At 69.1% G+C, this 13905-nt stretch carries 12 protein-coding genes and 1 pseudogene; 9 read left to right on the forward strand and 4 right to left on the reverse strand.

Translation table 11 applies throughout. The annotated features are described in order from the left end of the window. Positions 1 to 25: 25 nt before the first annotated feature. Positions 26 to 643, reverse strand: coding sequence for a helix-turn-helix domain-containing protein (locus tag ACFQ2V_RS16425; protein WP_386053929.1), 618 nt, complete (start codon positions 641 to 643; stop codon positions 26 to 28). 115 nt (positions 644 to 758) lie between these two features. On the opposite strand from ACFQ2V_RS16425, the gene ACFQ2V_RS16430 reads away from it, so the two are divergent. Together ACFQ2V_RS16430 and ACFQ2V_RS16435 are read left to right on the forward strand one after the other, a co-directional pair. Then, on the forward strand, positions 759 to 2090 hold the full coding sequence (locus ACFQ2V_RS16430) for a M20/M25/M40 family metallo-hydrolase (RefSeq protein ID WP_386053930.1): 1332 nt from the start codon (positions 759 to 761) through the stop codon (positions 2088 to 2090). A 28-nt stretch (positions 2091 to 2118) separates the two neighbouring features. Further along, a pseudogene (locus ACFQ2V_RS16435) lies at positions 2119 to 2232 on the forward strand (transposase); the annotation flags it as partial. A gap of 158 nt (positions 2233 to 2390) precedes the next feature. Here the strand turns inward: ACFQ2V_RS16435 and mobF are convergent. Further along, positions 2391 to 5585: a MobF family relaxase gene (gene mobF, locus ACFQ2V_RS16440; protein ID WP_386053931.1), complete on the reverse strand. Its 3195-nt coding sequence runs from the start codon at positions 5583 to 5585 to the stop codon at positions 2391 to 2393. Positions 5586 to 5876: 291 nt separating this feature from the next. On the opposite strand from mobF, the gene ACFQ2V_RS16445 reads away from it, so the two are divergent. The 3 genes from ACFQ2V_RS16445 (at position 5877) to ACFQ2V_RS16455 (ending at position 8718) form a co-directional block, all read left to right on the forward strand. Continuing rightward, entirely contained in the window at positions 5877 to 7106 is a 1230-nt protein-coding gene (locus tag ACFQ2V_RS16445) for an IS110 family transposase (RefSeq protein WP_386053932.1), read from the forward strand. A 649-nt stretch (positions 7107 to 7755) separates the two neighbouring features. After that, positions 7756 to 8016 (forward strand): hypothetical protein, encoded by a 261-nt coding sequence (locus ACFQ2V_RS16450; protein WP_386053933.1) that lies wholly within the window; start codon positions 7756 to 7758, stop codon positions 8014 to 8016. Positions 8017 to 8154: 138 nt separating this feature from the next. Next, entirely contained in the window at positions 8155 to 8718 is a 564-nt protein-coding gene (locus ACFQ2V_RS16455; protein WP_386053934.1) for an NUDIX hydrolase, read from the forward strand. Here ACFQ2V_RS16455 and ACFQ2V_RS16460 read toward each other — a convergent pair. Further along, entirely contained in the window at positions 8656 to 9744 is a 1089-nt protein-coding gene (locus ACFQ2V_RS16460; protein ID WP_386053935.1) for a hypothetical protein, read from the reverse strand. The genes ACFQ2V_RS16455 and ACFQ2V_RS16460 overlap by 63 nt on opposite strands. 442 nt (positions 9745 to 10186) lie before the next feature. Between ACFQ2V_RS16460 and ACFQ2V_RS16465 the strand changes: the two genes are divergently transcribed. Then, positions 10187 to 10624 carry a hypothetical protein gene (locus ACFQ2V_RS16465; protein ID WP_386053936.1) on the forward strand — a complete coding sequence of 146 codons (438 nt, stop codon included), beginning with the start codon at positions 10187 to 10189 and terminating at the stop codon, positions 10622 to 10624. Positions 10625 to 11041: 417 nt separating this feature from the next. On the opposite strand, the gene ACFQ2V_RS16470 is transcribed toward ACFQ2V_RS16465, so the two are convergent. After that, positions 11042 to 11530 (reverse strand): hypothetical protein, encoded by a 489-nt coding sequence (locus ACFQ2V_RS16470; RefSeq protein ID WP_386053937.1) that lies wholly within the window; start codon positions 11528 to 11530, stop codon positions 11042 to 11044. Positions 11531 to 11878: 348 nt separating this feature from the next. Between ACFQ2V_RS16470 and ACFQ2V_RS16475 the strand changes: the two genes are divergently transcribed. The 3 genes from ACFQ2V_RS16475 to ACFQ2V_RS16485 all read left to right on the forward strand — a co-directional run bounded on the left by ACFQ2V_RS16475 (position 11879) and on the right by ACFQ2V_RS16485 (position 13898). After that, positions 11879 to 12715: a C40 family peptidase gene (locus ACFQ2V_RS16475; protein ID WP_386053938.1), complete on the forward strand. Its 837-nt coding sequence runs from the start codon at positions 11879 to 11881 to the stop codon at positions 12713 to 12715. 80 nt (positions 12716 to 12795) lie between these two features. After that, on the forward strand, positions 12796 to 13080 hold the full coding sequence (locus ACFQ2V_RS16480) for a DUF6112 family protein (RefSeq protein WP_386053939.1): 285 nt from the start codon (positions 12796 to 12798) through the stop codon (positions 13078 to 13080). Positions 13081 to 13139: 59 nt separating this feature from the next. Further along, positions 13140 to 13898 carry a hypothetical protein gene (locus ACFQ2V_RS16485; protein ID WP_386053940.1) on the forward strand — a complete coding sequence of 253 codons (759 nt, stop codon included), beginning with the start codon at positions 13140 to 13142 and terminating at the stop codon, positions 13896 to 13898. The last annotated feature ends 7 nt before the right edge of the window (positions 13899 to 13905 follow it).

Here is a 13905-nt window from a genome sequence, read left to right on the forward strand (position 1 = left end):
CGAGCCGGGGAACCGGCAAAAGGGACTAGAAGGACGGCGGCGTCATGGCGCCGATCAGAACTGCATCGGTGGTCTCGGGGTTGCGATACCAGTGCGGCAGTGACGAGTCGTAGGTGAGCGAGTCGCCCTCGGCCAAGTGGTAGCCGGTGCCGTTGACAGTGACCAACAACCTGCCCGCAGTGACGATCACGCACTCCTCGCCGGCATGGACAAACGGCGCGTCCTCGTTGTCCCATCCCGCAGCGATCTGGGCCCGGACCATGCCGAGCTGACCATGCATGTGAGGAGTGAGCATCTCGTAGACCAGGTTGTCCTCCGCCACCTGCAACCGCATGCGCTGATCGCGGCGCACCACCGCTCCGGCCTCGTCACCCCCGCCGAAGAAGCGCCCGACAGGCACCCGGAGCGCTTGGGAGAGCTTGATCAACGTGGTCAGTGACGGGTTCCCACGGCCACGCTCGATCTGGCTCAACAACCCCGGGCTCATGTCCGCCATCGCCGCCAAGGTCGCAATGCTGTAGCCCGCGTCCCGCCGCAGTTGCAGGACCAGCGCCCCGGCTGCCGTGATCGCACGCTTGGCCTGCTGCTGCGTCGCTTCGCCGGCGGCCCCGTTGAGTTCCGCTTGGTCGGGCTTGAGATCCATGAGGAAATCGTCCACTATGGCGACACGATCGTCAACATAGTGAATTCGCTGCGCGCAGGGCTCTACCCCGCAGCCCCGCGGCCCCTTGCCGGGAGGCCGCCGAAAGAAGAGGACCATGACCACCCCCGTGCCATTGCCCCCCGACGCTCTCCAATCCGCTGAGCGCAGCGGTGATCCCAGCGACAGCCCGGTGTCGCTGCTGTGTTCCGAGCTCGTTCGCTTCGACTCGTCGGCACTGGGAGAGTTCGAGCGGGGAACTGCGGAACGGGTGGCACTCGAACTGTCCGACCTGTCGCTGTCGCCCCAGATTCTGGAGTCGGCACCCAGACGAACGAACGTGGTGGCCAGGATCGCCGGCACCGACCCACACCAGGACGCTCTGCTCGTTCACATTCATCTGGACGTGGTGCCAGCCGACCCCAGCGCCTGGACCGTCCCACCGCACGCCGGGGAGATCCGCGACGGCTACGTCTGGGGCCGAGGCACCGTGGACATGAAGAACATGGCCGCGATGACCCTGACCGCGCTGCGTCGTCTGCTGTCCACCGGTTGGCAGCCCCGCCGCGACATCGTCCTGGCCTTCGTGGCCGACGAGGAGCTGGGCGGCGGACTGGGAGCACGCTGGCTGGTCGAGAATCACCGTGAGCTGTTCGAGGACTGCACCGAGGCAATCGGGGAAGCCGGCGGGTTCAGCCACGAGTACGACGCAGGCCGGCGCGCCTACCTCGTGCAGACCGCGGAGAAGGGCATCGGCTGGCTACGGCTGATCGCTCGCGGGACTGGAGGCCATGGTTCCATGAGCCACACCGACAACCCCGTCGTCAAGCTCAGTGAGGCCATCCACAGGCTCGAGCACCACGACTTCGGACTGCGGCTGTGCCGCACGTCCGAGGGCCTCGTCACCACGGCACGCCAGTGGCACCACGCCGACACCCCAGAGGCCGCCCTGCAGGCCACGGGCCCGCTGGCCAAGCTGCTGGTGCCCACCCTGCGCAACACCTACAACGCCACCCAGCTCACGGCCGGCCTGCAGCACAACGTCGTCCCCTCCTCCGCCGAAGCACGCGTGGACGGACGTTTCGTCCCCGGCTACGAGAAGGAGTTCTACGAGGAGCTGGAAGCACTCGTCGGTGACCTCGTCCACGTCGAGCGGACCCTGCACAGCGACGCGCTCGAGACCCCGTTCACCGGCCCGGTGCCCGCGGCGATCTCCGCCGCCATCTCCGCGGAGGACCCCCAAGGCGTCGCCGTGCCCGCCTGCCTCCCCATCGGAACCGACGCCAAGCACTTCGCACGACTGGGCATCAACTGCTACGGGTTCGTTCCGCTTCAACTGCCCGCCGGATTCGACTTCCCAGCGATGTTCCACGGAGCTGACGAGAGAGTGCCGACCTCTGCCCTCACCTTCGGCGAGCGGGTCCTCACCCACTTCTTCTCCGCATGTTGAGCTGCAGCGGGACGCACTGAGTCCGAGCCCCTTGGGGGGCGTGTACGCCGCGGTGTTCACTGACGGGTTCATGGTCAAGGTCCGAGACGGTCAGGTCCGGAACCGTCCGGTGTACGCCGCGATCGCGTCACCAGCGCCTGGCTGACGGTGACAGTAGAGGTGGTCGGTGCCGCGGCGCGGGAGATGAAGTAAGGACGCCTCGTCGGCGCCCAGGACCTTGATGGGGACTCCCGTCTCCGGGAGTCCCAGACTAGACGCCGGGAACGTCCCTGCCGACAGGCGTAGGGGTCAGGAGTCCGACTACATGGTGCGTTGCGTCGTGACTCGTCTCGAGCCCTCGTTTCCGGCGATTGACGGCTCGGGGTCGACGGCCATGGCCCGAATCAGGAGCACCTCGATCGACAGGAGCCGATCCCGCGCGTGGAGGCCCTCGGTAGCGGCTCTCCACGACATGATGGCTCCGGGCACGTTGACGCCGAGCCGCTCGGCGTGGTGCATGCGGGCGAGGAGGGGTCGCCACCGGTCCGACCGTTTAGCTGCCTCGATGTCCGTGGCCGGGATGCCGGCCGAGAGGAGCAGATCGGCGTACCGCTGTGCGCCGCCGACGGCGTATATTGCCGCGCCTTCGGCGTCGAGCCGGGCCGGACCTTCGGCAGTTTGCGCCTCCTGGTGGCGTGTTTCGGTGGCGGACTGGTCCGCGCCCGAATGCGCCAAGACCTGCTCGAGTACGTCGACGGCTTGAGCCTCGACGGGCTCCTCGTGGGCGGTGGCGACGTCCGGGTCGTACATCGTGTCGACGTAGAGCCGGTTGCTCTCCCGGCCGCGGGTGGCCATGACGTAAAGCGGCTCGCGCACGGTGGTCGCGGTGACGTACGCGTGCGCGGTGTCGACGGTTCGCCCTTGGGCCCGGTGCGCGGTGCACGCGTATCCGAGCTCGACGTGCTCGCGGACATACGCGGCCGGCAAGACGGCCACTCCTCCGCCACTCGGGCGCCGGACCCGGACCGATCCGTCTCCGCGGATGGCGGTCACCGTCCAAATGTCGCCGTTCTTCACCCACGCACCGGAAGTGGCGAGGTCGCGCTGGTTCAGGCGGGTGACGACCACGTCCCCGACGCTTATCGTGGCGCCGCCGCCGATCGCCACCCCGCCATGGCTGACCTCACCCGCGGCGACGCGGTCGGCGCGGGTCCGGGCGTTGAGATCGGCCACGGTCTGCGCGTCGGCCGCGACCATGATCGATCGTTTCCCTGCCTTCGTGTCTGCCTGCCACGCCTCGTAGAGCATGTCGAGCATCGACTCGCGGTCGCCGCCCTCGACGCGACCCTGCTTTGCGTACTTCCCGGCCGCCGTCACGCGCCCGGCGCGCAAGCCGAGGGAGGCGTCGCGCTCCCACTCGTGCCGGAATCGGCGCACGTCCGATAGGTGTGGGGCGTCGTCGCGGTCCGTCGCGACGAGCTTGAACGCGCCTCCGGCCGACACCGGCGACAACTGGGCCCAGTCCCCCACGAGCAGCACCTTGGCGCCCGCCGCCCGGGCGTGCGCGGTGAGGGTGTCGAGCTCGAACGTGCCGGCCATCGACGCCTCGTCGACGATCACCAGCTGCCCCGCCTTCAGTCGCCACCGGTCGACCTCCGCGGCCACCGCACTCGCCCGCCCGATCAGGGCACGGGTGCGCAGTGAAGGGCTGGCCCGGTCCAGCCGCACCGACAGCCGCTCCAGCTCCTGCAGCCGGGCGGGCTGCCGAGCGGCCTCGGTCAGCCACTTTGTCGTGTTCTCGGTCGGCACCCCGACGGCCTCCGCCAACACCTCCGCAGCAGCCGCGGACGGCGCCAACCCGACGACCGACCCGGGACCGAACCTGGCCTCCCAGCCGGCGCGGGCCCCGGCCATCGCGGTCGACTTCCCGGTCCCAGCCGGCCCGACGAGCACGTCCAGGACCCGCCCGGAGCCGAGCACCTGGCACACCGCCGCGGCCTGCTCCGGTGAGAGCGGATGCCCGCGCCCGGGAAGATCCTGAGCCGTGACCGACCCGGCCACGGCCTCGTCGACAAAAGGCCCGTCGAGTGCGCGCCCCGCTGCGAGGAGCCGCTCCTCCGCGTCGATGAGCTCGACCGTGGTGAACTGCTCCGAGTTGCGGGGACGGAACCGGGAGGACCCGTCCGGCCGACGCAAGCCTTCGGGCACGACGCCGCTTTCAGCGGGTGTAAGCGCCACCGACCGCTCGAGGGCCAGGTCCGCGACCCGGTCCGCGACGGCGACCCGCTCCGTTGGCTCGGTGAACCGAATACCGGCGATCTGCCGCAGAACCTCGGCCAGCACGTTCGCCCGGGTGAACGTCGCCCGCTTCCCGGACACCACCTCGACCGCGACCCGCGCCGCCTCATCGAGCATCCCCGCAGACAGGTCCGACGCCCTCAGCAGCGGCAGGTCGTTGCGCCCGGCGAGGCTCGCGACCCATGCCTGCGGGTCGTCGCCGACGAACGGCTCCGCGCGGCGTCGCCAGCCGTGGATGAGCTCCCCGAGCGGCTTCAGGTGCTTTTCAGGGCGGGTCTCCAGCGTCGCCTGCTGCCGCATCTGGAGCACCTCACGCGCCGTCGGCTGCCGACCATGGCTGGCGACGAACCACTCGACGAGGACGTCCTTGGCCTGCTCGATCTCCGTGGTGCGCTGGGAGAACTCCGCCCGAAGCGCCGCACCGACGCCGCTGACCTCCCACTTCTCCACGGCCGAGTGCCGGCGCCCCTCCGGGGTCCACCCCACGCCGAGGTCGCCGGTGACCAGGTCGGCCAGGACCCCGTTGTACAGCTCGGACAGCCCAACCGCGGAACGGAACAGCGCCTTGCTGTCGAGGGTGCGCCAGCCGCCGTCCGAGACCGCCTGCACCCGGTTCAACACGACGACGTGCGTGTGCAGCTGCGGGTCGCCCGCGCGGGAGTCCCAGTGCTCGAACGCCGCCCCGATGACCCCGCGCACGTCGTCCGACACCACGCCGCCGCGGCCGGTCCGGGTCGCGAACACCTGCTCCTCCGCGTACCCGAGCACAAACGACAGTGCCGCCTCGTGCGCGACCCGGATCCGCTCCCGGGTCGCCTCATCCGCGAGCGCCCAGATCGTCGAGACCGACTTCGGCGCGCTGAACGTCAGGTCGAATCCGGCCACCGTCTTGGGCGCCCTCCGCGCCCGGCCGAGACCGTCGACGGATGCCGCGTGCCCCGGCGCCGGGGCCCGGCCGAGGGGCTGCCCGGTGACCGGGTCCTGCAGCATGCCGAGCATTCGCCACAGGTGCTCCTCGGTCACCACCGACCCCGTTTCGACGCCTCGCCCCGCGTCGAGCCCGGCCAGACCGCTGCCGAGGAACCGGCCCGGCGGCGTGCCCGCCTGGGTGTAATAGCCGCTCAACGGGGAGGCCGTCGGGCCACCGGAGTCGCCGCGCGCGACGGACGCCATCAGGTACCGGTAGCCCGACCCCAGGGTCATCCGCCTGATCGACATCGTCACCCCCGAACCACCCCGCGCCCGGGTCACCATCCGCGGGAGCGGGCACCTTTGGTGCCAGACGTGTAAAACGGTTGGGGCCCTTCGGGTCGCGATCTGGGGGGATGAGAATGGGGTGTCGCTCGGTGACGTCGAGCCACACTGGTGCGGGTGAGCCCGTAGACGTGTATGACGCGGGGTGTCTCGGGAGAGCTGGATTGTTGCCGTGAGCACGTGGGTCTGTGTCCTGGATTAGAGAGCCCTCCGGGCGGCGCCGCAGTTGACGATGGCCGATCGGAGGTAGCAGGCATGGACGTTCTCTTCGACCGCGCAGCGGGACTGGACATCGGCAAGAGGTCGGTCACCGTGTGCGTGCGCACCCCGGGCTCGGGCGGTAAACGCCGCAGCGAGATCCGGACCTTTCCCACGATGACCCGCACGCTGCAGGAGATGACGGCGTGGGTGATCGACTCCGGAGTCACCGTGGCTGGGATGGAGTCGACCAGCACCTACTGGAAGCCGGTGTTCTACGCGCTCGAGGAGCACCTGGAGTGCTGGCTGATCAACGCCGCCCACATCAAAGCCCTGCCCGGGCGCAAGACCGACGTGCGCGACGCCGAGTGGATCGCGCAGCTGGTCGAGCACGGCCTGGTCCGGCCCTCCTTCGTGCCGCCGCCACCGATCCGGCGGCTACGGCTGCTGACCCGGTACCGCACCCAGCTCAGCGGGGACCGGGTTCGTGACGCCGGCCGGCTCGAGCAGATGCTCGAGGACGCCTCCATGAAGGTGTCCGCCGTCGCGTCCTCGGTCACCACCGTGTCGGTGCGTCGGATGCTGCAAGCGCTGATCGACGGCGAGGCAGACCCGGCGGTGCTGGCCGACCTGGCCAAGGGGAAGATGCGCGTCAAGATCCCCGACCTCATCGAAGCCCTCACGGGCAGCTTCGACGCCCACCACGCCCGGCTCGGGTCGGCGATGCTGCGTCGGCTCGACTCGGTCGAGCTGGCCCAGAGCCTGCTCGGGGAGGTCATCGACGCCGCCTTCGACCCGTGGCAGCACCAGCTCGAGCTGCTGACCACGATCCCGGGCGTCGGGCTCCACACGGCCCAGGTCATCGTCGCGGAGACCGGTGCCGACATGTCCCGCTTCCCGTCCGCGCAGCACCTGGCCGCGTGGGCCGGCGTCGCCCCCGGCGTGCACGAGTCCGCCGGGTATCGCCGCCCCTCCGCGACCCGGCACGGCAACAAGTGGCTCACCTCGGCGCTGGTCGAGGCCGCCAGCTCCGCATCCCGCACCAAAGACACCTACCTGGCCTCGCAGTACGCCAGGCTGGCCGGACGTCGCGGGCCCAAGCGCGCCCAGGTCGCCGTCGCCCACTCCATCCTCGTCGCGGCTTACCACATGCTGCTCACCGATCAGAGCTACCGCGACCTCGGCCCGGACTGGCTCCAGCGGCGCAATGACGAGGCCCATGCTCGAAGGCTCGTAGCGCAGCTCGAGCGACTCGGCCACACCGTCGTGCTCGACCCGGCCGCCTGATCAGGACAACCACAGGCCCGCTGACCGCCGGTCACGGGTCGACTCAGTCACGCTGTCCCGCAAAGGTATTCACGGGTCTGTGGAGCGAAGGATTGCCTATCTGGGCGGGATGACCGGGACAAGGGTCGGGGCCGGCGGCGAAGATGCCGCGGGCGTGATGACGGGGTTCCTGCGGGAGCGGGGTTCTGGTAGGTCGGTTCGGGAAGAGGCGTGGGAGTGGGCGAGTCAGGTGGGGTGGGCGCAGGTACCGGGCGTCGACCCAGGCCTGCACCGTGACGGCAGGCCCTCGTCCGTGACCACATAGACGACGAGAGCCGACAACGGAGCGGGTGCGGGATCGCGTCGCCACTCGCCCGGCCACGGACCGCCGCCAGGCATCGTCCCCTCCACCAATCAGTGGCGGCTCGGGCGAGGTGCTGACTGTGGTGCCACCACGTGCCGGTCACGCAGGGGATCCCGCGCCCACGCCCCGTGCCTCCTGCCATCAGCCCGTTGTCGCGCAACATCGAATTGGTGTTCGGCGCCAAACGATGTGCCCCCGTCGCGGGACCACCGCGCCGTGTCGGGCGAAGCATGCTGTCCCGGCGGGGACGTTGGACTCAGGTCAAACTCGATGCTTGAAGGAGCCGCCATGTCCGATGCACTCCCCGTGAACGAGACCGCCCGCGCACGGCTGCGTGCAGCGCAGAAGTCCGAGTCCGACGCACTTCGCGCCGTCACCGCCGCTGAGAAACTTCGCGACAAGGCCCGCGATCGTCTCGAACTCGCCGAGGCCGCCCTGTCGCGCGCTCAGGTGGCACTCGTGAAGGTCTCCGGTGTCGGACGGACCGAGCGCCTCATCGGCGAACCGGCGACTGCCCTGCGACAGAAAGCCCGGGAGGTCGGCCTCAAGCCATCACAGCTCGAGTGAACAGCCGGTCTGCCTCGCGGCGGCGGGGCCGCGTCCCGAACTCGGGCAGGCCGCTGCGGTCATAGGCTGGAGTTCGACTGAGCGGCAAACGGACGCGAGCACGTCGGCCATCGGAGCCGCAGGAAGAGTGAGCACCTCATGAGCGATTCGGTCGAGGCGGACGCATGGCAGGTCCTGGGTGAGCGGGCGATCTACGAAAGCAAGTGGGTAACACTTGGCGCGGCCGACGTCGTACTCCCCTCCGGACAACACTTCGAGCACCACACCGTGACGATGCCAGAAGCCGCCATGGCCGTCGTGATCGACGACGACGAGGAGCACGTCCTGCTCAGCTGGCGGCATCGCTTTGTCCCGGACGTCTGGAACTACGAACTGCCCGGCGGCTTGGTCGAGCAGGGCGAGGACCCGGAGGCGACCGCGATCCGGGAAATCATCGAGGAGACCGGCTACCGGGCAAGGACGATCCGTCGGGCGGTGACCTTCGAGCCGATGATCGGCATGGTTCGCAGCCGTCACCACGTCTTCGTCGCCCGCGGTGCCGAGCGCGTCGGAGAGCCGACGGAGCTCGACGAGGGGCGCTTCGAATGGATGCCCCTGGCCGAGGTCCCTCGCCTCATCGACGAGGGCAAGGTCGTCAACTCAGGGACCCTGATCGGGTTGCTGCACTACCTCGCGTTGACAGCGGGAGAGGATCGCGACTGATCGCTTGCGCTGCCTCGCTGAGCCATACCGCTCGGCCATCCGCAGGGCTACCCCTGCCTCGACCGCGGCGGCCTCGAGGTCACCGGCGTTGAGGTAGGCCGACGCCAAATCTGTGTGCAGCGCGGTAGCGGCACGTACCGAGTCACCTTCGGCCGGACTCGCAGCGGCCGCGGCATCGACTGCCTCGAGGTCACCGAGCTCGGCCATGCAGTGGGCTCGCCACCGGTGGAGGTGTTCCTCGGAGAGCATGAGATATGGCAGCTCGCTTCCGTCGACAACCGCGGCCGCCAGATGGCTGTCGGCCTCGTCGAGGCGCCGTCGAGCGTCGTCGGCATCTCCGAGCGCTGCGTGGCACTCAGCCAGAGCTGCGGCAAGCCAAGCCCGCATGACGGGCGGTGCGGCTCCGGCGCGTGTCGCAGCCGTCTTCACGGAATCCATTGCCAGCGTCGGCTGTTCGGCGTCGAGCAGCACCAGTCCCTGCTGTGCGAACACGTGGGCGGCGATCGACTCGTCCTCTCCCTCAAGCGCGGCCGATTTCGCCGACTCATGCAGTTCCCAGGCACTCGTCACATCCGCCCTGTCGAGTGCCTGCCACCCAGCGAGGGCGGCCGCCTCGGCGAACGCTCGAGCCAAGGCAGCTCGCTTGCTACCGACGCTGCGCCTTAGCACCGCCTCGATCTGACGCACGTGGGCCTCGGCCTGCGCCGCCTGGACAGCAGACCCGAGCCGTCGGTCGAGCAAACGCAGCGACTGTGTCTGCGCCTCGAAGATGTCGACGAGCCCTTGGTCGACCGCCACGATCTCGAGCGGACGCTCGCGCAGGTCGGCGACTCGCCCGGACTCATCCGCCGGCACGAATCCCAACGCCTCCGGGGGCGCGGCGTAGAGGCTGATGAAGGCCTGCTGGTAGACCGGCACCGTGACGGCCCGCGCGCCGGACTCCCAGTAGGCGAACATCCGTTTCAGCGATGTGCCCTCGGGTGCGACCCCACCATTGCGCACTACCTCGGCCGCGAAGCGGCGCATCGCTGCAGCCTGACTCCAGCCCTTCCTCAGCCGACAGGCCCGCAGGGGCGACGACTCGGTGGTCATCGCCGAGTCACCCGGCGTCACCTGGCGTCATCTGTTGGCGGAGCCGGCTGTCGGCAAACGTGATTCGGGCAAGCACTCGATTCGTCTCGGAGGCCAACATGCGATCCCTTTCGTCGCCGTCTGATTCCTCAGCCGTCGAAGCCAACGCCCATCGGCCCTGGCGTCGCCGCTGCACTAAGCCGTCCCGATTTGGCGTGCTTCATGATCATTCTCGGTCATGCCCCAGACAGCGCCACCGGAGACAAGCCCCGCCTGTGGATAACTCGGGGGCTCCCCTCAAGCGCACCAGTCGGTCCACCGATCTCGTCCCAGCCGCCGACAAGAGCCGTCCCCACGCCGTTCCATGGGCGAACCAACTCACCGAGGGGACGAAGCCATGACCCACAGCGCCACGAACGGCGACCGGAACTCAGGCAACCAGGAGGATCAGTTGTGGGCCGCGCTGAGACGCTGCCCCCGGCTGACGAGCATCTCGGACGCGAGGGACGAGCTCTGGTTCGTGGTGCAGCGGGTGGTCTGCACCCAGGGTGCCCGAGGCGTGACGCCGTTCGGCTCCACTGCTCAGGTCCGCGTGGTGGGCCGGGAACACGCAAGCCATGAGCTGCTCGCCGTCATGGACTGGCTCCACTTGCACGAAGAAGAGGCGCGAGACCTCGACGCCGGGGAGCTCTTCAAGAAGCTCCGAGGCGTCGCAACCAAGGGCGCGAACGGATCGGCACGTCTTGCGCAGTCAGACCTCTTGCATGGCATGACCGGCGTGCCGGGTGACTCCCTGATCCGTTGGTACAGCCTCGACCGGGAGGAAGGTGCCTGATGGCTCAAACGTCCCGGCCCAGCTTCGGCCAGTGGGTCCTCGAAAACATCGGTATCAGCGCGGCGGAGACGACCTCCCTTCAGCTCGACGCGGTCCTCGACATCTTCATCTCCAGATGCGAGGACGCGCGGCTCCGGGGCTCGACCGATCCGCTGAAGACTGTCTCGCCGAAGGGGTCCGGCGGAAACTCTCGGATGTGCACCCGCCGCATGCTGAGGAAGCTCGGTTTCACGGACACACAGCTGCGAGTCATCCACCGCCTCGTCGCGGGATCAACCAGCGGATGGCCAGGACTGCTTCGCATGTTCGTCGAGGAGCAGTCGGTAACGGCAGAACAACGCGCCTACGTCCGCCGGCAGATCCGCGCCTTCCACGGAGGCTCCGAGCATGCCGGACCCCATCCGGTCGCTCGGCGGCTCACGGCTCGAAGGCTGGCAGAGGGTGTCGAAGCGGCGACAGACCGGGATGCGTGGCCAGGGCGTCGAGCCCGTAAACCTGGGCCACGGCCATCACGGCGACCGACTCCACACCGGGACCGAGGAGCACTCGGGGACGAGCGTCCCCATAGTCAAGAGTCACCCGGTGGTTGACGAGATCAACGTCCAGGCCCACCAGCCCACCCCACCAGAGCGAGGCCATCTCGCCATGCGGCAGGGTGAGCAGCATCCGCCGGTCCGTGACCAGAACCGAGCACGCTGCCTCGTCAGTCCAGGTGCCACCCTCACGCACCCGAAGTCGGATCGCGAGTACGCGACTCGCACGCTCGCCGGGCTCGAGCACGACCCCGAGCGCCATCACATCCACCTCGTTGGACGGGGCAAGCCCGGCAACCTCGAGAGCAAGCCGCCGCGCATCAGCCAACACCAGCGCGACATCAGCCTCACGGCGCGGTTGACGACGCAGCATGGGCAGACACCTCCTCACTTCCATGGTGCCGAGGATCTCCGACAGTGCAAGGCGACATCCCCGCCCCTGACCGTGTCCGGCCGATGATGTCCCGACCGAACCGTCTTGCCCAGCATGTCGATCCAGAAGGCCGCGCTAGCCGTCCTCGGCTCCTTGCTCGCGGCGGGTGGCGTCCTCTTCCTGCTGCTCCTGCTGCCGAGCGGCACGGCTGCAGCACCCAGCCCGCCACCCGTCTGCGTCACCACGGGCAGCGTCCCTGAGCTCTCGAACGCGCAAGCCCAGAACGCTCGAACGGTCTACGCGACCGCGCTCGCACGCGGAGGACGCCCAGCGGCATACGTCGCCCTCATGACCGGCCTGACCGAGTCGAACCTCTTGGTGCTCAGAAACCCGAACGACCCGTCTGGCAATGGGATTCCGGCGCAAGGCATCGGCTATGACCACGACTCTCTGGGCATCTTCCAGCAACGTCCGGGTTGGGGAACGGCCGCCCAACGAATGGACCCCCGGTCCGCCACGAACCTGTTCCTCGACGCCCTGCTGGCAGTTCCTGGTTGGTCATCGATGGAGCCGTGGCGTGCGGCGCAGACCGTGCAGCGTTCCGCCTTCACAGGGAACCCCACGGCCGCCAACGGGCAGTCCCTGGTCTACGGCGGCAACTACCTCCGCCAGGGCGAACGCGCCAGTCGGATCCTGATGGCGATCGGCGGGTCGAACGCGTTCGGCGAACTGGACTGCGGAGCCGCCGCCATCTCGGACAGCCACCCCGGCACCTCCGACACCAATCAGAAGGACATCTCAGGTGTCACGCCGCGAGCAGCGGCAGCGGTCACGTTCGCTCTCGCGCAACGAGGCAAGCCCTACCAATGGGGCGGCGAGGGGCCCGCCACGTACGACTGCTCCGGCCTCATGCAGACCGCATGGCGGCAGGCCGGTGTCTCGATCGGCAGGGTGACCGGACAGCAGCTCCGCAACGGCAGCCCGGTCATCGCGGCAGCACTGCGCCCAGGAGACCTCATCCTGATCCCCGGCGCTCTGGGCACCCTTGCTCACCCGGGACACGTCGGCATGTACGTCGGGCACGGGCAGGTGCTGCACGCGCCGCGGACAGGCGACGTCGTCAAGGTGGTGCGGCTCACCTCCTTCATCGCCGACGGGGTCTCCGGTTACCGCCACATCGCCTGACTCGCATCCGATGCTGCCCCACCACGCGAGTAGAGCCAACCGTGTGCGGGACCTGCCCGCCTCATCGAAGGGACTCGACCATGCACCTCCCGTCCGTTGACGTCACGCCCAACACAAACGGCCTCCCGGGTCTCGCCGCGCTCGAGAGGATCGTGGGCGCCCTTCTCACGTTTGGCCTGGTGGCCGCCGTCGCCGGTGTCGTGATCTCAGCCGTGGCGTGGGCCATCGGCTCGACCTCCTCGAACCCGCACATCGCCGGCCGCGGCAAGAACGGCGTCCTGATCGCCGGGGCCGCAGCCATGCTCATCGGAGCGGCCAACACGCTGGTCACCTTCTTCTCGACCGCGGGCGCGGCGATCCGATGAGGTTTCCGCTGCGTCTCCCGCGCCGCCGGTGGTCTCCGTTCGCGATCACGATGCTGGCTGTGGCCGTTGCCGTGGCCTGCGGTGTGGTGCTTTTCTCGCGAGGAGACACGCCTGATCAACCGACCGCGTCTTCGGGACAGACCAATTCGGCAACACCGTTGCCGGTGCCCCCGACACCAGACGCCGCTCGTCAGGCCACCGGACCGGGCTCGGCTCTCGAGCGGGAGCTCCAGGCCCTGCGCGCCATGCCGCCCGTTCGGGCCGTGCTGCCCAACACTCGGGCGCCGCGCATCCCCGAGGCGGCGAAGAAGCAGCCGGACCTGTACGCCGCCGAGTTCGTCCGCGTGCTCCTGACCCAGGACTACCGGCGTGCTCGCGACGAACACATCGCCTGGGTCGCCTCGGAGAGCGCCCCGACGAGCGAGCCGCTCGTTGTCGGACTCGTGCCCCAGGATCTGCGCGACAAGCTGGCCGTGTTCTCGGTGACCGACCCGTCCTCTGGAGCTGCGCCGATCCCGGCAGCAGCGGAATGGGCCCGGCTAGCCGCCCTCGGGGGCCACACCACCGTGAGCGACATCCGCGTCAGCCAACCCGAAGGATGGACCAACGCTGTCGATGCCGGGCGGGTCACGGATCCGGGAATCACTGCACGCACCGTGGCTGCCACCGTCACTACGTACACGACCATCGACGGCCAGCCGCAGACAAGTGCCGCCAGCGTCGAGATCACCGCGAACATCGAGGGGCCTCCATCGCGGCCTCACTGGGGCGTCGTGACTGTTGTGACGTACACGCGCATCGCGATCGGCCAGACATGAGCTGCGA

It is taken from the genome of Terrabacter terrigena (genome assembly GCF_042676085.1).
GTDB classification, from domain to species: domain Bacteria; phylum Actinomycetota; class Actinomycetes; order Actinomycetales; family Dermatophilaceae; genus Terrabacter; species Terrabacter terrigena.

What these genes read in the sequence shown, in the direction of transcription:
- ACFQ2V_RS16465 (WP_386053936.1), top strand. Translation starts at nt 10,187, where the DNA reads ATGACCCACAGCGCCACGAACGGCGACCGGAACTCAGGCAACCAGGAG.
- ACFQ2V_RS16460 (WP_386053935.1), bottom strand. Translation starts at nt 9,744, where the DNA reads ATGCGCCGCTTCGCGGCCGAGGTAGTGCGCAATGGTGGGGTCGCACCC.
- mobF (WP_386053931.1), bottom strand. Translation starts at nt 5,585, where the DNA reads ATGTCGATCAGGCGGATGACCCTGGGGTCGGGCTACCGGTACCTGATG.
- ACFQ2V_RS16480 (WP_386053939.1), top strand. Translation starts at nt 12,796, where the DNA reads ATGCACCTCCCGTCCGTTGACGTCACGCCCAACACAAACGGCCTCCCG.
- ACFQ2V_RS16455 (WP_386053934.1), top strand. Translation starts at nt 8,155, where the DNA reads ATGAGCGATTCGGTCGAGGCGGACGCATGGCAGGTCCTGGGTGAGCGG.
- ACFQ2V_RS16445 (WP_386053932.1), top strand. Translation starts at nt 5,877, where the DNA reads ATGGACGTTCTCTTCGACCGCGCAGCGGGACTGGACATCGGCAAGAGG.
- ACFQ2V_RS16470 (WP_386053937.1), bottom strand. Translation starts at nt 11,530, where the DNA reads ATGCTGCGTCGTCAACCGCGCCGTGAGGCTGATGTCGCGCTGGTGTTG.
- ACFQ2V_RS16430 (WP_386053930.1), top strand. Translation starts at nt 759, where the DNA reads ATGACCACCCCCGTGCCATTGCCCCCCGACGCTCTCCAATCCGCTGAG.
- ACFQ2V_RS16475 (WP_386053938.1), top strand. Translation starts at nt 11,879, where the DNA reads ATGACCGGCCTGACCGAGTCGAACCTCTTGGTGCTCAGAAACCCGAAC.
- ACFQ2V_RS16425 (WP_386053929.1), bottom strand. Translation starts at nt 643, where the DNA reads ATGGATCTCAAGCCCGACCAAGCGGAACTCAACGGGGCCGCCGGCGAA.